This window comes from Pseudoalteromonas sp. C2R02, assembly GCF_018860845.1.
GTDB lineage: Bacteria > Pseudomonadota > Gammaproteobacteria > Enterobacterales > Alteromonadaceae > Pseudoalteromonas.
This window is the reverse complement of record NZ_JAHKQC010000011.1, coordinates 68,035-91,225: the sequence shown is the minus strand read 5'-3', so window position 1 is coordinate 91,225 and position 23,191 is coordinate 68,035. Positions and strand designations below refer to the sequence as shown.

Here is a 23,191-nt window from a genome sequence, read left to right as displayed (position 1 = left end):
TGGCTATTAACTCACCCAATCGATTTGTAATTTAAATGTTGTGTAAATTACCGTCTTAAAACTTGTCACACAGCTGTCGTTTATTTGAAATATTCTTGTCATCTGAAACTGTTTTCATGTGCGGATAACTTTTCTTTTTAATAAAATATAACGAGTTGTAGATGAAAAAATCAATAATTGCACTGACTTTAATTTCAATGTTATCTGCTTGTACATTTGATGGTAGTGATGGCAGCAACGGGGCTAATGGCGCAACTGGAGAACAAGGGTTGCAAGGAAATACAGGCAATAATGGACTTGATGGCAAAGATGCTAGCCAATTACTTAATATTTCACTTATTGGACGTTCGCAACTAAACGCAGAATCACCAGAAGGGGCGGCTGAAATTGTAGCGTATCATAAAAATTCACAAAAAATATATGCGATCAATAGTTCTGGTGACAAAGCGATTGTTGAAATTTTATCAACTCAAGATTTAGATGCTGCTTCTTTAGAAAAAGATAGTGAAGGTACTGTTAATAATACTAATATGTCGATTTTACATACAATTGATTTATCAGTTAATACAGCTGGTGATGCCAATAGCATCGCTATTTCAGATTCAGATCATTTATTAGCAGTTGCTATGGCTGGCGATACAGGTGTCATGGGCCATATTGCATTTTATGATATATCTGCAGACTTACCACAGTTTATAAAAAATGTGCAGGTTGGTTATTTACCAGATATGGTGGCTTTTTCTCCAAATGGTAAAAAGGTTGTTGTAGCCAATGAAGGTGAACCTATGGGTGATTATTCTATTGATCCTGAAGGGTCTATTTCTGTCATTGATATTGACTCAGGTATGCCAAAAGATTCAGCGTTTAGCATAGATCTTAAAAGCTTAAATAATCAGCAGGCGCAATTAGCAGCGCAAGGCGTTATATTTTCAAATCCTAAGGGTCGCACTATTAATGGTAAGTTAATACAGACATCAGTTGCGATGGATTTAGAGCCTGAATATGTTGCAATATCTGATGACAGTTCAAAAGCTTTTATTACTTTACAAGAAAATAACGCGATGATCACAGTTAACTTAGAAGACAATTCTATGTCAATTAAGGGATTAGGCTTTAAGGATTGGAGTAATCTTGATTTTGATGCATCAGATAAAGATGGCGGCATTAACTTTAAAAAATACCCAGGCCTAAAAGGCATGTATCAACCTGATTCTGTTGCATCATTTACTTGGCAAGGTGCTGACTTTGTTGTGACTGCTAATGAAGGTGATGGGCGTGAATATTTCTTTGATGCTGACAATGAAGCCGCTTGTTTGACCGCAGGAGGTTTAGATTATGACGAAGATGATGGCTGTTTAGCTTATACAAATGAGATCAGAGCTGAAGATCTTAATTTAGGTGCTAATTTTGATTACTTAAATAATGATGATAATGATATTGGTCGATTAAAAGTATCTTCAGAAATGGGAGATATCAATAATGATGGCGAATTTGATGAATTGTATACTTTTGGTGGCCGTTCATTCACAATTTGGGACAGTAATGGTTTAGTTGTATTTGATTCAGGTGATATGGTTGATCGCATAACGGCATCTATTCATGGTGAAGCATTTAACAATGATGAAGATGAAAACAAAGGTGATACACGTTCAGATGCAAAAGGTGCTGAGCCTGAAGCGCTTGCAATTGGTGAAATCGGTGAACGTAAATTTGCTTTTGTTGGCCTTGAGCGTATGGCAGGTATTATGATATTTGATATCACCAACCCTTATAATACGCAATTTGTTGATTACTTTATTAATCGTGGTACTTCAGAAGGCGCTCAAATCACAGGTGATTTAGCGCCTGAGGGAATGAAGTTTGTTTCTGCACAAGACAGTGCGACTGACGAAGCTTTATTAATTGTTGGTAATGAAATATCAGGCACAGTAGCTGTTTGGCAAATTTCAGAAAAATAACACATCAGGGCTGAGATTATCTTATTTAAAAGGCGCTGTTAAGTGCCTTTAATTTATCTTAACCGATCTCAAAAGTGGTAATTCCAAATACTTTATCATTATTTATATCGGGTAAATCTTTTTGATACATTCTAGCTGTTGAAAATACAACTTTCATATTAAGAGATTCAGCCAAGCGGATTGCATCAGGGTTGTTTCCAGGTACGTCTAATATTAATATTTCTCCCGAAATATCCGACTGTACCGCATGTATGAGTTGCTCAGCTATCTGGCTGTTATCGGCAAATAAAGGGCCTATTTTATGACCTTGGTGGCATGTTCGTCGTACGATAAAACCTTTCACTTCACCATTTTCAGCGTAAAATATTGCTTTGCCATCATCTTGATTGATCCAAGCAGTTAAAAACTTATCTCTATTGGCTGGAAAACATTGTTTATCATAATCTAAAACTTGAGCAAGGGAGTCTTTAGAAATCTCTTGGATATTTTTATTCAGGTTAGATGTTTTTTTTGCATTAGATTGATATCGGTAGTTTTTATAATAAGGAACATATCCGATATTTTTATAAATCTCCACATTTTCTAATACGCCATCTATGCCAATATTGCGTTCACCACAGTATTTGAGTCTATGCTTTGTAAGCGCTAAACCATAACCTTTGCCTCTATGCTCAGGTGCAACTATGTATAAGCCACAAAACGCAAAGTGCGCGTCATAATTTACCGCGCTGCCAACTGCAACAATTTTATTATTAATTTCACCGACAAAAAAACCATTAGGATCTGCTTTATAAAATAATTCTGCATCATGAATTCCAGGATCCCAACCTTCAGATTTAGCCCAATTAATTGCAATGCTTAGCTCTTGTTGTTTCATTGTTCGAATGTCTAGCTTAGGCATCTTAATATTCCCTTTAAATGGCAAGTTAACTGCTTTTGTTATTAAAGCGTAATTTTAAAGTGTGTAACGCGGTTAAATAAAATTGTTTTAAAGAAATAGGAATGATCACAAAGAGTGCGGTACCTTTATCAAAATCTGGGTTCACTTTACAATAAAATGCAATCTCTGGTTTTTTACTTTCTTTAAATCTTTTTATATCAATGAAGCTGTAGTTTGTAGTTCTATCAACCTGTTTTAAACACCTTAATTCTAATTTTTTACTGATATTGCCTTTAGCATTAAATTTTTCAAATAAGCGCGCTGGTGATGTGCTTTTTAAACTAGGCCATGCAATCGCTGCTTTTTTTGCCGTGGCGCGATACATTGCAGGGCTGAGCATAGTATCGGCATAAAAAATTGACTGAAATGGGTGATTTATCCAATATCGAAATGCTTGGGTTATAGCAAAGGAGAAAGTATTTCCCCCTTTGCGATACTTTGGATAGAAGGCGGCAGAAGCCTTTAGTAATACATCTTTTTGCTTTTTCAAAAACGTAATTAAACAATAACCGACGCATTCTCCATGAGAATAATATAACCTTAGTTTTCGCTCAAAGCACAGATCTGAAGAAAAGTATTTATCGAAATACCCGTCTGCGCTTACGCCATTAAAACAGTTTTCAATTAAAGCTAATACATCTTTTTTATGATGAGGTTTAAGCCAGTTTTTTGTTTGTTGAAAATCAAAAGTATCAAATTTCATTTGTCACACTCCCAAATGCTATTTCGATAAAAATATCACATGTTATTATAATTTAAGAGTTTTATGTAAGTTAACATACCTGGTATATTTTTGGTAACTTTCGCTTTCATACAAATTTGTATGAATAAGTAATACGCACTTACGCTAAAATTAATTGAAAAGGGTTAATAAGCACATAAATGAAAATATTATTAGTTGAAGATGATAATGAAACGGCAGATTTCATTAAGCAAGGACTACAACAAGTTGGTGAAACAATACAACACGAAATTGATGCAAAAAAAGGTATTCTTGCAGCGTCTACAATCGATTTTGATGTGATTATTTTTGATCGTTTATTACCGTCAATGGATGGTTTGAATGCGGTTAAAATATTAAGAGAAGCACAAATACTTACACCCGTTATTATGTTAACCGCATTATCAGAAACATCAGAGCGTGTGGCTGGCTTAAATGCTGGCGCTGATGACTATATGGTTAAACCTTTTGCATTTAGTGAGTTACATGCAAGGTTAAAAGCTTTAGCAAGACGACAACCAATGCAAGAGCAAGTTATAGAGCTTGCTATTGGAGACTTGTTATTAAATCGCACAACAAGAACTGTAATACGTGGTGGAAAAATATTAGATTTATTACCAAGAGAGTATCAAATTCTTGAATACCTATTACAACATCCTAATCAATTAATTACCAAAACCATGTTGTTAGAGCAAGTGTGGGGTTTTAGTTTTGATCCTAAAACAAGTTTGGTTCAAACTCATGTAAGCAGGTTGAGAACTAAAGTAGATAAGCCTTTTTCAGATGATTTAATTAAAACAGTACGCGGAAGTGGGTATGTCATTTCAAACAATTCATAAATTAGTTTCAACCATTACATTCAAAGCAACCATTAAGTTAACTTTGGTTGTAATGGTTGTCATAGCCACAATTGCAGCCTTGTCCGCTTGGTATTCACTGTATCAAGCTGATAATGAGCTAAAGCATGAAATATCTGAGTTTAAAGAGGAGATAACCTCTATTTATGACGAAGGTGGATTAGTTGCTTTACAAGAAGAGTTTGAAATAGAAGAACTTGAAATTTGGTCAAAAGAAGATACGGATAATCGTATTCATGATGATGAAATTCTTTATGTATTAACAGCTAAATCTTTAGGTATGATTGCGGGCACTAAATCACTTATCCAACAAGATAAAACTTGGTACTGGCAAGATTATGCATTGGAAGAAGAAAGTACATCAATTTTAAGCCATAAGTTTAATTTAGATAATCGTTATGAATTAGTGTTGAGTCGTGCAAAGCATCATGAGCACTATGAAATAAAACAAAACTTAGCATCTGGATTATTCTGGTTAGTATTAATTTCGCCGATATTAGCCATAGTGATAGGTTTTACATTAAGTAGAACAGTTGTAAAACATATGCAGGGTATGTCAGAAGAACTTGAAAAAGTAAGTAAGTCATCACATTCATTAAGGCTTAACTTTAATAGTGACTTTGCTGAGTTTAATCAAGTAAGATTGGCTATAAATGCCATGTTAGATGAAATGGCAGTTTTGCATCGAGATATTGAAACTATGTCTGTCGGTATTGCTCATGATTTAAAAACACCCTTATCTAGAGTGGCTAATAGATTACAACTTATGCAACAAGATATTGCCGATAAAGCGATGACTGAATTACATTTAGAGCGCGCAAATGAGCAACTAACAGTTGTGCTAAGCACCTTTACCAATATTGTGCGATTAAGTGAAATTGAATCAGGTAAACGCAAACAACAATTTAAGTCTTTGAATTTATCACAGCTTATTTCAGAAATGGCAGATAACTATGAACCATTATTTTCTGATACAGGACGTGTACTCGATATTTCTGTTGTTGATAATGTATTTTGTATGGGTGATCCTGATTTATTAAATCAAATGCTAAATAATTTATTAGAAAATGCTTTAGATTACAGTGAAGAAAGTGCAACTGTGTGGGTAAGGTTACAACATCATACTTCAGGTGTATTACTGCAAGTAGGTGATTCTGGACCTGGGATCAGTGACGCTGATTTTGATAAAGTGTTTACACGCTTTTATCGTGCTGATATTAGCCGAAATAAACCGGGTAATGGCTTAGGGCTCAGTATTGTGCAGGCAATTTGTAAATTACACGGTGCAGATATTGCCTTATTACCTAAACAAGCTGGCGCGACATTTAATATTAATATTCCTATTCAATAAAATAGGACTGCTCAACACTCATGCCATTTGGCTTAAAAATACTGTTGAACAGTGCTATTTAAATGATGCTTTTTGATTTTTTGATAAACCATACAAATTTGTATGGTTTATCAAGCACAGATGTAAACGTAATTATTGCCAATGCACTGTACACTCATTAAGTAGTTTAAATTGAGTGGAGCAGTTCTATGAAACAAGATGTTAAATATAAATCGTTAACTTGCCATTTGTTAGGCTTAGTGACAGGAAGTTTATTGTTGATTTCCTGTGGTAGCTCTGAGGAAGCAAAAGCAGAAGTTACCCCTGGTTCTTCAGTGCCATCAACTGTTATTCCTGTTGAGACCCCAGAACAGCAAGACGACACGTTTGATACTGATATTGCAACAGCAAGGTTTTTAGGCCAATCAACCTTTGGAGCAAATTACCAACAAATACAATCCTTAACAGGCAAAAGCGCATCAACTTGGTTTAAAGAGCAAATAGCAAAGCCTGCTTCACTAATTTCACCTGTTGTAGCTGAATTTACGCCTGAAGATCTTGAAAGTGATGAATTTAATGATTTATATATAGACTCAACAACATTCGCATTTTGGCGAAATAGCATTTCAGCAGACGATCAATTAAGACAAAGAGTGGCGTTTGCCTTGTCTGAAATATTAGTGGTATCAAATGGTGGAGGAGAAGCATTAACTGATGTGCCTGAAGCGGTCGCAAGTTATCAAGATTTATTAATTAACAACGCATTTGGTAACTATCGAGATATCTTAGAAGCGGTTACTTACGCTCCTGCAATGGGCTACTACTTAACTTATATGGGTAGTGAAAAGGGCGATGAGGCAACAGGGCGTATGCCAGATGAAAACTATGCAAGAGAATTACTGCAATTGTTTACGATTGGCGTCGTTGCGCTTAATTTAGATGGTTCAATTAAAACTGATAGTGACAACAAGGCCATTGAAACATATACAAATGCAGATATAACAGGGTTAGCAAGAGTATTTACAGGGTTGAATTTAAATGAAGTTCAAAATGAAATATCATCAGGGGCAGCCTTTAGTACACCAATGCAAGCATTTGAAGACTCGCATTCGATAAAAGAAAAAACCTTTTTAGGTCATACAATTGCTGCCGGAACAGATGCAAATTCATCAATTAAAGCGGCTTTAGATCATATTTTTTCTCATCCTAATATAGCACCTTTCATTGGAAAACAGCTTATTCAAAGGTTGGTAACAAGCAATCCTACACCTGAATATGTTGCTCATGTTGCAAACGCATTTAACCAAGGACAATATACATTGCCGGATGGTATTTCAGTTGGTCAATCTCAAAAGGGAGATCTACAAGCAACGTTGGCTGCGATTTTATTTCATCCTGAAGCGCGATCTGCAAATTTACAAAATGGCGGTAAAATCAGGGAACCAATTTTACGATTTACCCACTGGGCGAGGGCATTCAAAGTACAAAATATTACCCCTAAATATCAAGGTTTGTTGTGGGATACCTCGGGAAGTGCAGCCCTAACACAGCATCCTTATCGTGCTTCTTCTGTTTTTAATTATTTTAGACCTGGTTACAAAGCTCCGGGTTCACTCTCGGGTGATGCTGGGTTGGTAGCGCCTGAATTACAAATTACTAACGCAAGTTCAATACCTGGGTACGTTAATTTTTTAACTTATTTTGTTACTGCACAACAACAAGAAATTGATGTTGAAGAATTACAAGCAATTTATGATGAAGAGGGAAGCGGTTTATCAGCTGAAGAAGGAGTTAAAAGTTTTTTAGTGACATATGAAGATGAAATCAAATTAACAAATGAGCCGCAAAAATTAATTGAACGGTTAGACATAGTGCTAACAAGCGGGCAGTTGTCAGATAAAACGAGACAATCAATTTTAAACACGTTAACAACTTTGGCTGATGATTTTGACTTAAGCGCTTTAGAGCAAGTGCAATTAGCAATTTTAATGGTTATGACATCAACAGATTATTTAGTACAAAAGTAGGGGATTAAGATGAATAGACGTAATTTTTTAAAGGCAAGTTCAGCATCATTAATGGCTACTTCTGTATTAAGTTTGGCTACTGCACTTAATAGTAAAGCAGCTTTTGCTAATGGCGACGATGAATATAAAGCATTGGTATGTGTATTTTTATATGGCGGTATGGATAATCACGATACGATTATACCTTATGATCAACCAAGTTATGATAATTGGGCTGGGATCAGAAGCGCTTTATTACCTAATTATACTAATAGTCGCGCACGTGATAATTTATTACCTTTAAATGCCAGTGCTGTGCGCTTTAATCAACGTCAATTTGCATTGCCACCAGAAATGTCTGGTTTACAGCAGCTCTACCAACAAGGAAATATGGCCGTTATGGGTAATGTAGGTCCGATGATTGAAACTACAACGGCAGCAAAATTTAATGCTCAAACAGCAAAAATACCTTCACGGTTATTTTCTCATAATGATCAGCAGTCAATTTGGATGTCGGGAAATACCGAAGGTGCCCAATATGGTTGGGCAGGGCAATTGAATGACGCTTTGATTAACAGAGGTTTACAAGATACTAATACCTTTTCAGCTATCACGACTTCTGGTGGTGAACTATTGCTAACAGGTAAAAATACCACGCCTTATCATGTTGAAGGGGGGCGTGCTATTACGATGGATATTATTGCAGAAAATGATAGCAATTTTTCAGCGCATCTTGTTGGGCATTTAAGTGCTTCAGATCATAAAGTTAGCCATTTATTGCAACAAGATTTAGCTAATAAAATAAATCAATCATACAATGCAAATAGTCAATATAATCAAGCTATGGATGCAACGCAAAGTTCTGGTTTTGATTTTCCTAAAAGCTATATCGGGCAACAACTCGCTTCTGTGGCAAAAACGATCAATGCCCGCAGCCAACTTCAGGGGAAAAGGCAGATATTTGTTGTATCTATGGGCGGGTTTGATACCCATTCTAATCAGGCCAAATCATTACCTAAATTGCAAAATGATCTTGACCAGGCCATTAGTGCTTTTCAAGGTGCAATGAATAGTATGAATATGGCTAATAATGTCACTTTATTTACAGGTTCTGATTTTGGTCGCACTTTAGCTGTGAACGGTGATGGTACAGATCATGGTTGGGCTGCCCATCATTTTGTTGTTGGCGGGGCTGTTCAGGGTGGTCAAATTTTTGGTGATATTCCCGTTTCGGAACTAAATCATGATTTAGATGCGGGCAGCGGTCGCTTAATCCCAACCACTGCAGTTGATCAATATGCAGCATGCTTTGGAAAATGGATGGGACTAGATGACTCAGAGTTATCCAGTATTTTTCCAAATTTAGTTAATTTAGGACAAAGACCTGAATTATTTAAATCTTAACGACTGTGAGATAAAGCCATATTAGGAGATGGTATCTTTACTATGATGTAAAATTAGTAATAATATTTATAAAGATGTCACTTAAATATAATTTTATTTAAGTTACATCTTGTTTGCTTTCGCCTAATTAATCCTCATATTTTGCAGCTTTTCTCAATACACTTACCAAATAAGCATAATATAAAACCCAATATGTTAATTTAAAGTTTTTCCTTGTGTATTTATTATTAAGTTTTATTTATATTTTATCAATATAATCATATTCTTATGTTTTATTTTATTAAAAAAAGACTTGAACACTGAATTTTTACTCTATATTATGCGCGTCACCAAATCGGGTACCAAGTGCATACATGCACTGAATAGTTAATAAAAAGCATATTAAGGAATAATATGAAAGCGCAAAAGATCTTACTTGCTCTAGGCTTAGTTTCAACTTCAGCATTTGCTAATACTTATGATAAGGAATTAAATGTTGCCTATTCAGATAATGACTACGTATCAATGACAGCTATTGAAGGTCGTTATTACTTCGATGCCGTCAATACTGATAATACAGCATGGGCAGAAGCTGAATTTATGGGTAAAAAAACCAATGTTGGCCTCAGTTATATCCATGCGGATGCTGACTTCGGTGGCAGTAGCTATGCTTTAGGTTTAAATGGTAGATATTATAATGCTGACAATAACATTTTTGCTGCATTAAATTATCTAAATCCTGAAGAAGGTGATTCAGTTATTCAAGGCGAATTAGGTTACTTTTTTGGCGAACACTTTTTAGTTGCCGTGGGTAAATCAGATATTGATGATAGCCCATTTACATTTCGCACTAAATATATGACACAGTTAACAGGCGATAGCTTTCTAAATGTAGAGCTAATGACTGATGATGAACTAGATGAACTTGATGGTGTTGTAGATTATTACTTTTCTTCACAAACCAGCATAGGTTTAGGTTTAACAACACGTGACACTTATGATGCGGCAATTAAAGCGAGACATTTCTTTAATAAGCAATTTTCGGCACAGGTATCTTATACTTTTGCAGATGTTGATGACGTGATTGAAATTGGTGTAACAGCACGTTTTTAGTTATGTTTTAGCTAGTACTTAAATCTGACTAAGTGAATTATTTAGGGCTAGTTATTGTATTAAAAAAGCGAATCTTTAGATTCGCTTTTTTAATTGTATATTAATGAGCTATTTATAACTTAAATTTACTATAAGTTATGAAGCAGCCCATTTAAACATTTCTTTATAGCCAGGCTCTTTTCCATACATTACCATGCCCATTTTAAACATTTTTCCTGCTAGTCTTCTTGCATACCAACAAGTGATGCCAGTAGAAGCAATTGCTAATAATGTTTGCCACATAGGGACTTCTATTAATGCCATTTTAACCGGCATCGCCGCAAATGCAGTTAGTGGAAAATAGCTTAATACAGTCATAGCTAAACCACTTGGGCTATCCATAACCATAAAAGTTAAAATCATAGGTACTAATGGCAACATCATAAATGATGTTTTACCACTATGATTAGGATCATCAATAGCTGCGGCAATCGCCGCCATAAAGGCTGTCGCTAAATAGAGTCCCAAAATAGAAAATAATAAAAACCAAGGTAGTAAAGACCAATCAATAAAAGATAAATCAAATGTTTGCCCATTGAGGATCACCTGAAAAAAGCCAAAACCTAATACAATTGATATTAAAGTGCTTGTCATTGCTTTTAGTGCCAGAAGCATTTGACCTAAAATTTTACCATCAATCCAAGTTTGCGAGTCCATACAGGCATAGAGTTGCTCAGTGACACGCTGTTGTTTTTCTCCAGTTATAGAGACAAAAATTTGAGCGAATGATACAAAAATGCCTAAACCAATTAATATTAAAACACCTACAGCTGTTTCACTGGAGTTATGGGCTTCAGATTTTATCTTTGTATCTAAATAATGATTTTCTATTAAAATTGGATTTTTAATTTGCTGTAGTTGCCGCTGTGTCAAACCTAAGCTTTGCGTAATTTTGGCGCTGTAATATGTTGTTAATATAGTCGATAAATCTTTTTGCCAGCTATGTTTGCCAACGCTATAGAGTTTAAAAGTTGTTATTCCTTTATCAACCATTTGCTCAACTAAGATAGCATCAATTAGTTCATTATTAAGTTGCTCTTTTAATACAACTTCAGGCTCAGATGCTTTTTTAAACTCAAATAAATCGAACTCTCCAATCAATGCACTTTGTGAAATAACGGCAACTTGATATTTTTCAGATGATAACCCTTGGCTGTTATGCCAGAAAAAGACCATAAGTGCGATAAGTAACATGACAGCCTTACCAATCAATTCCTGCTTGAGCTTAAAAAAGTGCATAAACTCCCATTTGGCAACTAACCAAGTTTTATTATGCTGCGTCATCTTGAATTGCTCCTTTATGGTCAGAAATTGCTTTTAAATAAAGCTGATGTAAATCCATTTTTTTACTTTCTAAATTATCTATATGACCTAATGTCATAAGTTGAGTTAAGGCTTCATTTACTTGATTTGTATCGGCTAAATTTACTACAACTTTGTTGTTAGATAAGGCTTCATACTTAAAACCATTTAAAGCAAGTGAGAGTTGTTTAATATTAAATGGTGTTGCAAATTCAACTGTTAGTTGGGTTCCTACACCAACTTGTTGCTGTATTTGAGTTAAATCACCATATAATACGGCTTCTCCTTGATTCATTAATAACATGCGGTCAGCGAGTTTTTCTACCATAGACATTTGGTGAGCACTTAATATAACCGTCATGCCTTGCTGCTTAAGTTCTGATAAAAACAACACCACTTTTTCTTGATTGATAGGATCTAAGCCTGAAAATGGTTCATCTAAAATAACAAATTTTGGTTGGTGTAATACAGCATTCACCAGTTGTACTTTTTGCTGATTGCCTTTTGATAAGGTTTTTAGAGGCTGATTTTTTCGATCTAATAAATCGAATTTCTCTAACCAGTGATCCATACGTTTGTTTGCTTCTTTTTTATTAATGCCATGCAATTGTGCAAAATAATGTAGGTTTTGCTCTAACGTTTTTTCTGCATATAAACCCCTGTCTTCAGGCAAGTAACCTAAAGCTTCTCCTGGTATTGCACTGTAAATCTCATCATTAAACGCTACCTGTATTTCCCCCTCATCTGGGTGTGTAAAACCTACAAGCATGCGCACTAAAGATGATTTCCCCGCACCATTTGGTCCTAATAAAGCAAATATTTCACCTTGCTGCACTGAAAAGCTTAATTGTTTAACAGCTTCAACTTTTGCATAACGCTTTACAACATTGTTTATTGTAATTTGCATGATGTCTCCAATTGGTTATTTTTATGGAGGTTATTTTACTTAAAATAAAAGGCAATAATGTCCCGAAAATCACTTTATATTGCCATTCATCATTTAGAAATTAGCAACAACTTAAGCTTCATTGACCATATCGGGCAACTTAAACTGCTTTTCTATCAAGTTTCTATAAAAACTTTGCTCTTGCATGAGTTGTTGATGCTGACCGCTTGCGATTATTTTTCCATCTTTGAGTAGTAATATTTGATCTGCATGTAACACTGTACTTAATCTATGTGCTGCAATTAAAGTTGTTCTGCCATTGCAAGCTTGTTTAAGTGCCTGTTGAATTTTATCTTCGCTGTTAGAGTCCAAACTTGCTGTTACTTCATCTAGTATGAGTAAGGCTGGGTCTTTTAAAAGCGCCCGAGCTAATGCGAGTCTTTGTCTTTGGCCGCCAGATAGACTAATGCCTCTTTCGCCTATCTGTGTATCCAATCCTTTATCTAAAGTCGCGATATAAGATTGTAAATCAGCATCATTCAAAGATTGTCCAATTTGATTTTCTGACGGTTTCTCGTCTAGCCCGTAAGTTAAATTTTCATAAATAGAACCAGATAAAACAGGAGAGTCTTGTGCAACATAACCAGTTTGTTGATACAAACTTGTTAAACTACTATTGTCCAACGCTTGAACTCCAAAAAAAATCTGGCCTGCTTGTGCATTATAAAAACCGTGTAATAAAGAGAATAAACTCGATTTACCTGCACCTGATGTACCCACTAAAGCTGTTGTTTTACCCGCTGGTAGCGTAAAACTCAGCTCTTTAAATAGGTCTGGTTTATTTTTATAAGCAAAGTTGAGATTTTTAAAACTGATATCTTGATTTTTTATGAGAATCGGTAAACCTGATAAATTTTGTTGCTTGAGTTTTAATATTTCTGAAATCCTAACAGCCGCACCCGCTGCTTTATTGAACATGGCAACAAACATACTTAATTGTGCGAAGGGTGCAACAACATTAATTAAATACATTATAAATGCCACAAATGTACCTATGGTCATATCGCCATTGCTTACTAACGTCGCGCCATAACTAAGCACACAAATAATCGTCGCCATCACTACAATATTGATTAATGGTGACATGATTGCCAGTAAACGTGTTTCTTTCATCGAGATATTATAAATTTTCTGAAACTTCTCGTTATTTTTATTGGCTTCAACTTTATGAGCATTATGACTTCGGATCAGGCGTATTTGAGATAAGACTTCAGTTACTCGAGCCATTAAATTTGCTTCTTCATCTTGTAAGGACTTAGATAATGAAGAAAGCTTAATTGTAAAAGGCAAAATAACTAGAAAGCTGATAACGACAGCGCTAAATAAGACTGCTGTTAAGCGCCAATCTAACCACCATAAAACAAAAAATGAGCCAATGAGTAAGATTAAACCTGAGATTAATGAGTGACTACCTTGACTGACAAAATCTTCAATTACTTCAGTATCTTTAGTTAACCGATTTGCAGGTTCTCCAGATGCTGTTTTGTCAAAAAAAGAAATAGGTAAATGAATTAAATGATTAAAAAACTTCTTACGTAATTTTAATTTTTGTTTATTACCAAGTAAGCCCAGTAAGTAGCTTAAAATACCACTGGCAATAGAACCAATAATTAATACTCCAGCCAGCATAAAAACAAGATGCCAAGAAAGCTGACTCGTTAGATTAAGCTCATCTAAAAGGTATTTAGTTTGTAGTGGTACTAATAGTCCAAGCACAGCTTCAATTAAAATTAATGCAACACAGGCAATGATCAGTTTGACACCTGGGTTGGAAGCTTTTAGTAAGCTTATTAAATCCTGATAGTTAACCGTTTTTTTATTTTCTTTCATATTATCTCCATATACATTGAAATAATTTCTATTGTGATAATTCGATTTTAGACTCAGTGCTACCTTAAAGTCAAAATAAAAATGACCAGCTGGTCATTTTTATTTATTTTTAAAGCGTGAGATCAACTGATACAATCGAAGAAAATACTTAAAATATAATAATGATGCTTGATAAAAGATTAAAAATTGTTACTGCTGCCGAGACTTTGTTTGATAAAAAGGGTTTTAAATCAACAAGTATGCAAGAGATAGCCATTGAGGCGGGAATATCTAAAGGTGCTGTATACTTGCATTTTAAATCTAAAGATGAGCTATTACTTGCCGTATGTGAAAGTCACACTAACTATATTTCCAGTAAAGTAAAAGAGATATTAAATGATAACTCTTTGGCACCTTTAGAAAAGCTAGCAACTCAAATTAGATTTCAGTTTGAAGAAATTCAAGATTATCAGAATTTTTATCAATCTTTATTTAATGATGAAGCAATTAAGCTAAATCAAGAATTCATTATTTATTATCAAGAATACAGAGTTGAATGGCAGCAACTTCAAGAGGCATTTTTGCTTTCAATTTATGGTGAATCAGTCAAACCTTGGATTGTAGATTTGGCTGTATGCCTAGATGGTTTAGTTACAAGTTATTTAAGTTTAGCTATGCTTGAGCAAATTAAATTAGATATTGACCCATTAGTCAGCTGGGTAGTGCGCAGTATTGATAAAATCGCCTCAAATCTAGAGTCTGAAAAACCGAGCTCAGTCGTATCAGCAGATATGCTCTCTGGAAGAGAAGAGATAAATGCAAAAAAAGCTGAGCTTAAATCTAAGCATATAGAACAAGCTTTGACACGTTTAATCGAAAAATCGGCTGGTTTGAAGATTAACCTAGATGCGCGAAATACATTAGAGGTAACATTAGCGCATTTAAAGACGCAACTTGAGGCGCAAAAGCAAGATAAAGTGATGTTAAGAGCATTACTGGCAGGATTGCGTACATATCGAGGCTTAAGTAAAGAAAGGCAGTTATTAGCACAAAGGTTAGATATAGAATTAGTTTAATACAACACTCCATCTTAGTTAAATGATGAGTTAATCATTTGTTTTGCTTTATTAAACGCATACAATAATGAAATTATTTAATATTATAATTTAACTTATGACTGCAGACAGATTTATTCCATTTAGAAAGCAAGATATTGTCAATATGTGTTTGCAAGAAATTGAAATTCAAGATTCAAAAGTTTCATTTACACAGTTTTGTGAAATACTCTCAAGCCTAATCCATTATGACTATCATAATTTATTAGACAATCTTAAAAGTAATTACGCACCTTTTGATCCTAATTCAGATACCCGTTTAATAAAAACATTCACGCCAAATGAAAGAGCTAAATGTCAAACTGCATTTGCGAAGGATTTTGCAAAAGTATTAGATGCCGCCAATTTTGAGATGATCACAGAGCAAGACTTAAAAGATGCATTGAGTGAGGAGTCGTTATTTAAAGTACGATTAGAAGTTGAATTTGAAGATTTTGAGCAAGTGGTTTTTTATCGCAGAGGTGAATCTCAATTAACAGATTCTATTAGCTCCTTTTGGGGTTTTCGGAAGCAAACAATTCATTTTACTAATTATGATCGTGTAGCAGTTTTCATTACTTTTAAAGATAAAAGCTATTTTGATAAAAAAGGCAAGCAGCCAGTTGGTTTTGAGCCTAGTTCCACTATAGTAAAACTATTCCAAAATGTGCCAAAGGCAGATTTAGAAATGCTATTTCCCAATAGTGAAGTAAAAATGCGACCAATAGATAAAGCGATTATTGGTGCTTCAGCAGTTGTAGGTGGTGCTGTTGTATTAGTTACTAAATTGGGAGCTTCACTTATTTTACTTGCTGCGTTATTCGCCTTTTGGTTTGGTTTTAGATCTGAAACTGTTGAAATGACGCAACGACATTTTATGTCTTTTGCAATTGGCATGGGCGTATTTGGCGGCTTTATTTTTAAAGAGTGGAGTAAATTTAAAAATCGTAAAATTAAGTTTATGAAGGCGCTTTCTGATAATCTTTATTTTAAAAATTTAGATAACAATGCGGGGGTATTTCATACTTTAGTTGATTCTGCTGAAGAAGAAGATTTTAAAGAAGCGATACTAGCCTATACATTTTTACTTCAAGAACCTCATGGGCTTGAAGCTAGCGCTCTTGATTCCAAAATAGAGTATTGGTTTAAAAGTAAATATCAATGTGAACTAGATTTTGAAATATCAGATGCCTTATCTAAGCTTGAACGTATGCAGCTAGTTGTAATAAAAAATAATAAATATTATGCAATAAAGCTTGATGAAGCTAAAAAGCAATTAGATAGTCATTGGGATAATATTTTTGATTATTCGTAAATATTATCAGATAGGGCAAATATTTATGAGTGGCGACTTATTTTATCTAAATAAGCGTCTATCTTATCTTTAGCTGCTTGGCTCATTTTACCTGCATGTTGTTGTTCATTGATAATTGTTTCAACTTTATCTATCCAATGATCAACATTTTTATTTTTTCTAAAGCCAAAACCTTGTTTAATCTCAAATAGATTAATCCAATGATCACTTAACCGCCCATATTTCATCATTTTATAAAAAAGACTGTTTTTTGCATCATGTCTACATAATACATCTGTGATTAATAAAATGATTGATATTGGGCTAAGAATAAAATCTCTAAGGGCATCGGCGCCCAGTTTTAATTGAAATACAAAGCCTTTTTTAATGAGTACCCAACGAAAATTTTCAGGTTGATTATTGTCCATGATACTTTCAATTTCCTTAAATGATAAAACATTTGTAGCTTAGATTAAAAACCAATTAATTAGCAATTACTGGTCTCTACTGCATAAGTCGGTTTTAAGTTTAATCCTGCTGCCTGTGTGTATCTAAAATAGCAATTATTATCAGCGACTTGATTGTCTCTATCTGTATCATAACCAATATAAGTATCTGTAATGCCTTGATACTGAATTTTAAAATCACTCGAAAGTGTGATCCGTTTTTCGATATCAGTATTATCTAAGTAATTCCATTTTAAGCGTGTATCATAAGTGCCATTTTTATCGGTATCGACATCAATTAGATCTGATCTTCCTGGTACTGGCTGGGCTGCATAGCTTGGTAGTTGAGATTGAATATACATAAAATCATTGGCTGTTTTTACACTTACTTCTATTTGACTAAGCACTTGTAATTTAGCGTCTTTAGATAAAGATAAAAACTTTGGCAGGGCGGTGACTGCAATGATAGCCAGAACAACTATTACAGTGACTAATTCGATTACAGTAAAACCTTTGTTTAAATTCTTCATATACGCCTAATAAAAAATATGAATGTTTAGTACCGTATCGTTTTCACAATACAATACTTAAACAATACACTTATTAGGAAATAAATTCAAAAGGTTGCAGCACAATTGTGCTATGCTAGATTATCTGTAGATTTAACTTAAATGATTGAAAATTGTTTTAATTGTTTTTAGGCAAGGGTTTGACTTAGCTGTGACAAGATATACTTTTTGTGTATCTAATTCTACAGGATGAACTTTGAACTTATCTTTAAGAAGATGATTTTGAAGATATGTTTTTACTGCTAATTTTGGTAATAAGCCAAAGTCTGCATGCTTTTTTAATAACATGCCATAAATTTGCTCATGATGAATAATATGTTCAGTTTTGATTTTTGATGTAATAGCTGAGAATTTTTTTCCTGTGGCCATGCCATATGGATATGCGACATCTTTATTATAAATTTGCGCTAGTGAGGTGACATCCTTGGTTTCTTTTAAGGAAAATAACACTAATTCAGAGCTTGCTAAAGGACTTGAAAAATACCATTTTTTAGCCCGTTCAGGCGTATAAAAGGCACCTAAAAGAATATCTATATTGCCTTTTTCTAAATTTATTTCAGCGCGTTTCCATGGTAATTCAGTCCAATGTTTTAAGCGTATATTTTGTTTATCTGTTTGAGCTTTTAATTTCGTTTTTAAAACGCCGCTATAACTGGTATCACCAGGCTGAACATAAGAAAAAGGATACCAAGATTGAGCGCCTGCGATAGTTAAACGTGCACATTGCTGGTTATTGCGAGCGTCGCTTTCAAATGATGGCAATAATAACAACACAGCTATAAAAACATGCTGTAATGTGTTGTACAAAATAGGCAACAGAAAATCCTTAGTACTTTTAAAATGGATATGGCAATATTTACCGCGTATATAAGGTAAGCGCGAATTATACGCATAGCATCGATGAATTACACTACTGAATTTTATGTGTCTCCTTCAATTATTTGCTATTTAATATCCATAATAAATAAAAACTTAATTGAGATAGGCGCTCCCAATTAAGTTTTATTAGTACTGCCATTACATTACTTCTTGCCACCAAAAGTTTTCAATTACATCACTTTTACTTGTTATTACTTGACCTATGACTGGAGTCGTTAATTGCACATTATTAATTTTTGCTTTTTCTATCACTTTTTCAAACGGGTCATACCAAGCATGAAATGCTAAATCAAATGTACCATTATGCACTGGCATCATGACTTTACCTTTTAAGTCTAGATGGGCTTGTATGCTTTGCTCAGGTGTCATGTGAACATCAGCCCAATCTCTATCATAAGCACCGGTTTCAATCATAGTGATATCAAATGGACCATATCGCTCACCAATTTTTTTAAAGCCATCAAAATAGCCTGAATCACCACTAAAATAGAGTGAGTCATGCTGTGTTTTTATTACCCATGATCCCCAAAGCGTTTTATTACCATCGGTCAAGCCTCTCCCTGAAAAGTGCTGAGTTGGTGTAAATGCAATTAAGGTATTATTAATATGTGTTTCTTGCCACCAATCAAATTCTTGCACTTTAATTTTTGGAACTTGCCATTTAACTAAATCACTTTTAACGCCTAGCGGGACATAAAACATCTGAGTTTTATCCATCAAAATTTTGATACTGGCTTTATCTAAATGGTCGTAATGGTTATGAGAAATTAAAACAGCTTTTAAATCTGGTAATTCATTCAATGAAATAGGTGGCGCATGAAAACGTTTTGGACCCATAAATGAAAATGGAGATGCGCGCTCAGAAAAAACGGGGTCGATTAACCAGTAATCGCCATATACTTTTAAAAGAATAGATGAGTGACCCAATCTAACAATATGTAATTCATTATCAGATAACAGTGCTAAAGATGCTTTGGAGTGTGTGGTAACTGGAATTGCCTTTTTAGGCGCAATATCAACACGTTTTTCAGTGATGTAGCGTTTAATAATACCCAGCATTTCAGAGGTTCCTGCCATTTTTATTTCGGGGGTATTGTGAAATTTACCTTTTTTAAATTGCGCTGATGTCTCTGTGACGGCTAAATCTACTTTTGCATCTAATGTACTTATCATAAATATGACCCCTAAAAAAATGATTAACGCTAACATGCGCTTTTTTATAACAACTAAAAAATAGCGTTTCATATATCACCTTAAAATGTAAACTACACTGACTAGTTTACATTTTAAATTATAAAAGTAAACTAAGTAGTGCACTTTTATCTATTCTCGATTAAAATATGACTTTTATTGAGGGTAATAAATGAAACTATCAGAGCAAAAAAAACTGCAAATACTCAAAGCGTCTGAGTTATTGTTTTATACGCAAGGCGTTTCGCATACGAGTATGGATCAAGTTGCAAAGGCTGCTGAAGTTTCTAAACGTACAGTTTATAATCACTTTGAAAGTAAAGAAGTTTTATTGCTAGCGATTATGCAAGATATGTTAGGCTCGCTAGAGCAGGGACCCACGATTAATTATGATGCAGCTAAGTGTTTAAACGTTCAATTGGTTGAAATTGCACATCAAGAAGTAGCGTTACTGACATCTGAGCGGTTTTTACGTTTAGCTAAAATTGCATTTATGCAAATGTTGCAAGATCCGCAATTTTCCCAATCGGTTAATGCTAGTGATATAGGCTGTCAGCGGTATTTAGCTGACTTTATCAATCAAGCTATCAGTGCGAACACTCTTGAAATTGACAATATTGAGCTGGCAATAAAGCAATTTATTTATCAACTAAAATCATTAATTTTTTATCCTAAACTGTATGGTTTTGAAGAATTAACACCGGCTGAAATTGACGATATTATTAATGAAAGCGTTAAAATGTGGCTTGCCAGATACCAATTAAGTTAGCAAGATAACGCTCTCATTATTATAGGAATAGTTTATAAAGCGCTTACAAAAAGGCTCGCGCTTTATTTGATTATTTTGACAGTAAGTACTTATCTAACCAAGCTTCTTGCTCATACAAAACATGTAAAATGCTTTCACGAGCACGGTATCCATGGCCTTCATATGGCAACATCACTAAGCGGGCATCTTTACCTAACCCTTTAAGCGCATTATACATGCGCTCCGATTGCATTGGGTAAGTGCCAGAATTAGGATCGTCTTTACCGTGGATCATCAACATAGGCTGGTTGATTTTTTCAGCATGAAAAAATGGCGACATAGTGGCATATATGTTTTGTCCATCCCAAAAATTACGCTCTTCCCCCTGAAAACCAAATGGCGTAAGGGTGCGGTTATAAGCGCCGCTTCTTGCAATACCTGTTTTAAATAAATCACTATGAGCTAATAAATTAGCAACCATAAAGGCACCATAAGAATGGCCTGCAATGGCAATCTTATCTTTATCTGCAATACCTTTTTCAACTAAAACATCAACAGCAGCTTTTGCACTGGCAACTAATTGGCTTCTAAAAGTATCGTTAGGTTCCTTAGAATCACTTCCTATAATCGGCATTTTAGGATCATCAAATATCGCAATGCCTTTTGCTAAGTAAGGCATAGGTCCCCAATAACCAATATAGGTAAATTCGTACTTAGAATCACGTACTTGAGATGCAACTTTTTTATCTTTGTATTCAAGTGGATATGCCCACATCAATACCGGAAGTTTACCATCTGATTTTTTATAACCCGGCGGTAAATATAAAGTGCCACTTAGCTCTACACCATCTTCACGAGTGTAATTTATAAGCTCTTTTTTCAAATCTTTAAAGTTAGGGTAAGGGTGTGGAAAATCAGTAAATTGTGTTTGCGTATTTAGCTTTAGATCACGAATAAAAAAGTTAGGTTGATCGGTTTTAGATTGACGTAATGTAATCAGTTTAGTGCCTTCATCATCAAGTACTTCACGTATACGCTCATAATATGGCGCTTCACTTTGCCATAATCTTAGCTTAGTGCCTGTATTGATATCATATCTATCTAAAAATGGAATATTGCCTTCAGCTGATGCACCTTTACCAGTAAGCATCATATATCTGTCGCCAATAATTTTAATGCTATAAGTACCAAACTGTGTTTGTTGTCTTACAAAATCGCCAGGATCTTTATAAGCATCATTATATGAACGTTCATTAAATATAAAGTGCTTTTTATTATCTTCACTTGGGTTGATAATAAAGCTACGTTGCATACGATCGCTAAAGCGCCAGTCATATAATACCGCTACTTTATCGTTACCCCATTCAATACCAGCAAAACGTCGTTCTACTTTGGCAAAGAGGGTCGGTTTTCGTTTAAAGGGCGCTTTTAATGTGTAAACATAATCATGATGAGGCACATCTGTTTTCATGCTGCCTTTATCTTGTGCTTGTGCCCAAACTAATGTTGCAGCTGTATCTGCACGCCAACTAAAACTACGTTTATCTGTTCTTACACTATCAAATCCTTGAGGGATATTTTCTGCTAGTTTTTGCTTCTCTACTTGTTTAACCACATTGCCGTTTAAATCCCATATCTGCCAATTGGTAGCAAATCGAGAGTAAGGAACTAAGTAGCTAAATGGCGCTTCAATTTTGCCAACTAAAATATAATTAGCGTCAGGAGAAGCTCTAAAACTGCGCAAAATCCCTGGCTGACCGATTTTAGTTACCAGCCCAGTTAAACTGACTTTTGCTAATTGTCCTTGGCCGTAGAATTTAAAAAGGTTTTTATCATGAGGAGTAGCGAGTAAATTTTGATAAGTGCGAACCGGTGCTTTTTCTCCTGAAGTTTGCGAGATCACAGGAACTGCTGCAGCAACACTTTTTTTAGGTATTTTATTACCTGCGTTATCAGCAATATTAATAAGTAAGGCTGAGCTGTCAGGCAACCAGCGATAAGGTCTGGCGCTTATAACTGAGTTTAAAGGCGCATTTTCAACTGTTGTTAGCTGATCATCTGAAAGTTTATAAATATAAAGCTTAGCGTGCTTTTCTTGTTCTATAAAAAAGCTTAAATACTCACTATTTGGCGACCAGCTAGGCGCTAAAATACGTCCTTTTGGTAAGTTTTTTAATTTAATGACTTTGTTAGTTTCAAGATTTTTAAGCTCAATAGATAAATATTTAGAGCGAGGGCGTGCACGAGAAAAATTATCAGGATTAAGCTTGATACCTGCTAACTTTAGTTCTGGTTTAGCAAGTTCTGCTAATGTGGCAATTCGTTGGCGTTCAAAAAATGCCATCCAATTATTATCAGGTGAAAGGCGTGTTGTAGGGGCGAGTTTTGCATCTACTAAATCGGCTAATGCTTTTGAAGGCATTTTATAGCCTATATCTTGAGTTGCACTTGCATGTTTTTCTGGGGAAGCAAGCAAAACACAAGCCATCGCTATGGCAGCTTTTTTCATTTAACTTTCCTTTTAGTTTGATTTAAGCTTTTGACTAATATAAATAAAAATTAAATA

19 protein-coding genes are annotated in these 23,191 nt (G+C 34.7%); 9 read left to right on the top strand and 10 right to left on the bottom strand.

Annotation, left to right across the window (positions count from 1 at the left end; genetic code table 11):
• Positions 1 to 161: 161 nt before the first annotated feature.
• Positions 162 to 1,958, top strand: coding sequence for a choice-of-anchor I family protein (locus tag KO527_RS02505; protein ID WP_216038804.1), 1,797 nt, complete (start codon positions 162 to 164; stop codon positions 1,956 to 1,958).
• 58 nt (positions 1,959 to 2,016) lie between these two features.
• On the opposite strand, the gene KO527_RS02500 is transcribed toward KO527_RS02505, so the two are convergent.
• Both KO527_RS02500 and KO527_RS02495 read right to left on the bottom strand, forming a co-directional pair.
• Positions 2,017 to 2,859, bottom strand: a complete 843-nt coding sequence (locus KO527_RS02500; protein ID WP_216038803.1) for a GNAT family N-acetyltransferase — start codon at positions 2,857 to 2,859, stop codon at positions 2,017 to 2,019.
• A gap of 25 nt (positions 2,860 to 2,884) precedes the next feature.
• On the bottom strand, positions 2,885 to 3,601 hold the full coding sequence (locus KO527_RS02495) for a hypothetical protein (RefSeq protein ID WP_252733355.1): 717 nt from the start codon (positions 3,599 to 3,601) through the stop codon (positions 2,885 to 2,887).
• A gap of 179 nt (positions 3,602 to 3,780) precedes the next feature.
• On the opposite strand from KO527_RS02495, the gene KO527_RS02490 reads away from it, so the two are divergent.
• From KO527_RS02490 to KO527_RS02470, 5 genes are all read left to right on the top strand, one after another.
• On the top strand, positions 3,781 to 4,458 hold the full coding sequence (locus KO527_RS02490; RefSeq protein ID WP_216038802.1) for a response regulator transcription factor: 678 nt from the start codon (positions 3,781 to 3,783) through the stop codon (positions 4,456 to 4,458).
• A complete protein-coding gene (locus tag KO527_RS02485; RefSeq protein WP_216038801.1) occupies positions 4,436 to 5,827 on the top strand; it encodes a HAMP domain-containing sensor histidine kinase in 1,392 nt (463 codons plus the stop codon). The genes KO527_RS02490 and KO527_RS02485 overlap by 23 nt, the downstream gene beginning before the upstream one ends.
• A gap of 188 nt (positions 5,828 to 6,015) precedes the next feature.
• Positions 6,016 to 7,833, top strand: coding sequence for a DUF1800 domain-containing protein (locus tag KO527_RS02480; RefSeq protein ID WP_216038800.1), 1,818 nt, complete (start codon positions 6,016 to 6,018; stop codon positions 7,831 to 7,833).
• Positions 7,834 to 7,842: 9 nt separating this feature from the next.
• Positions 7,843 to 9,216: a DUF1501 domain-containing protein gene (locus KO527_RS02475; RefSeq protein ID WP_216038799.1), complete on the top strand. Its 1,374-nt coding sequence runs from the start codon at positions 7,843 to 7,845 to the stop codon at positions 9,214 to 9,216.
• A 393-nt stretch (positions 9,217 to 9,609) separates the two neighbouring features.
• The gene (locus tag KO527_RS02470) at positions 9,610 to 10,308 is read left to right on the top strand and encodes a putative porin (protein ID WP_216038798.1); all 699 of its coding nucleotides are present in this window, start codon (positions 9,610 to 9,612) and stop codon (positions 10,306 to 10,308) included.
• A 135-nt stretch (positions 10,309 to 10,443) separates the two neighbouring features.
• On the opposite strand, the gene KO527_RS02465 is transcribed toward KO527_RS02470, so the two are convergent.
• The 3 genes from KO527_RS02465 to KO527_RS02455 form a co-directional block, all read right to left on the bottom strand.
• Positions 10,444 to 11,631 carry an ABC transporter permease gene (locus tag KO527_RS02465; protein WP_216038797.1) on the bottom strand — a complete coding sequence of 396 codons (1,188 nt, stop codon included), beginning with the start codon at positions 11,629 to 11,631 and terminating at the stop codon, positions 10,444 to 10,446.
• A complete protein-coding gene (locus KO527_RS02460) occupies positions 11,618 to 12,556 on the bottom strand; it encodes an ATP-binding cassette domain-containing protein (protein WP_216038796.1) in 939 nt (312 codons plus the stop codon). Before KO527_RS02460 ends, KO527_RS02465 begins: the two co-directional genes overlap by 14 nt.
• A 111-nt stretch (positions 12,557 to 12,667) precedes the next feature.
• The gene (locus tag KO527_RS02455; protein ID WP_216038795.1) at positions 12,668 to 14,425 is read right to left on the bottom strand and encodes an ABC transporter ATP-binding protein; all 1,758 of its coding nucleotides are present in this window, start codon (positions 14,423 to 14,425) and stop codon (positions 12,668 to 12,670) included.
• Between the two features lie 161 nt (positions 14,426 to 14,586).
• Between KO527_RS02455 and KO527_RS02450 the strand changes: the two genes are divergently transcribed.
• On the top strand, positions 14,587 to 15,480 hold the full coding sequence (locus KO527_RS02450; protein WP_216038794.1) for a TetR/AcrR family transcriptional regulator: 894 nt from the start codon (positions 14,587 to 14,589) through the stop codon (positions 15,478 to 15,480).
• A gap of 97 nt (positions 15,481 to 15,577) precedes the next feature.
• Complete coding sequence (locus KO527_RS02445) at positions 15,578 to 16,813, top strand: TMEM143 family protein (RefSeq protein WP_216038793.1); 1,236 nt, start codon at positions 15,578 to 15,580, stop codon at positions 16,811 to 16,813.
• Between the two features lie 23 nt (positions 16,814 to 16,836).
• Here KO527_RS02445 and KO527_RS02440 read toward each other — a convergent pair whose 3' ends face one another.
• The 4 genes from KO527_RS02440 to KO527_RS02425 form a co-directional block, all read right to left on the bottom strand.
• Complete coding sequence (locus KO527_RS02440) at positions 16,837 to 17,220, bottom strand: hypothetical protein (protein WP_216038792.1); 384 nt, start codon at positions 17,218 to 17,220, stop codon at positions 16,837 to 16,839.
• Positions 17,221 to 17,279: 59 nt separating this feature from the next.
• Positions 17,280 to 17,768 carry a type II secretion system protein gene (locus tag KO527_RS02435; RefSeq protein ID WP_216038791.1) on the bottom strand — a complete coding sequence of 163 codons (489 nt, stop codon included), beginning with the start codon at positions 17,766 to 17,768 and terminating at the stop codon, positions 17,280 to 17,282.
• Between the two features lie 132 nt (positions 17,769 to 17,900).
• Positions 17,901 to 18,623, bottom strand: a complete 723-nt coding sequence (locus tag KO527_RS02430) for a transporter substrate-binding domain-containing protein (protein ID WP_216038790.1) — start codon at positions 18,621 to 18,623, stop codon at positions 17,901 to 17,903.
• A gap of 201 nt (positions 18,624 to 18,824) precedes the next feature.
• A complete protein-coding gene (locus KO527_RS02425; RefSeq protein WP_216038810.1) occupies positions 18,825 to 19,859 on the bottom strand; it encodes an MBL fold metallo-hydrolase in 1,035 nt (344 codons plus the stop codon).
• Positions 19,860 to 20,049: 190 nt separating this feature from the next.
• On the opposite strand from KO527_RS02425, the gene KO527_RS02420 reads away from it, so the two are divergent.
• Positions 20,050 to 20,646 carry a TetR/AcrR family transcriptional regulator gene (locus KO527_RS02420; RefSeq protein ID WP_216038789.1) on the top strand — a complete coding sequence of 199 codons (597 nt, stop codon included), beginning with the start codon at positions 20,050 to 20,052 and terminating at the stop codon, positions 20,644 to 20,646.
• A 70-nt stretch (positions 20,647 to 20,716) separates the two neighbouring features.
• On the opposite strand, the gene KO527_RS02415 is transcribed toward KO527_RS02420, so the two are convergent.
• The gene (locus KO527_RS02415) at positions 20,717 to 23,113 is read right to left on the bottom strand and encodes a prolyl oligopeptidase family serine peptidase (RefSeq protein WP_252733366.1); all 2,397 of its coding nucleotides are present in this window, start codon (positions 23,111 to 23,113) and stop codon (positions 20,717 to 20,719) included.
• Positions 23,114 to 23,191: the final 78 nt, after the last annotated feature.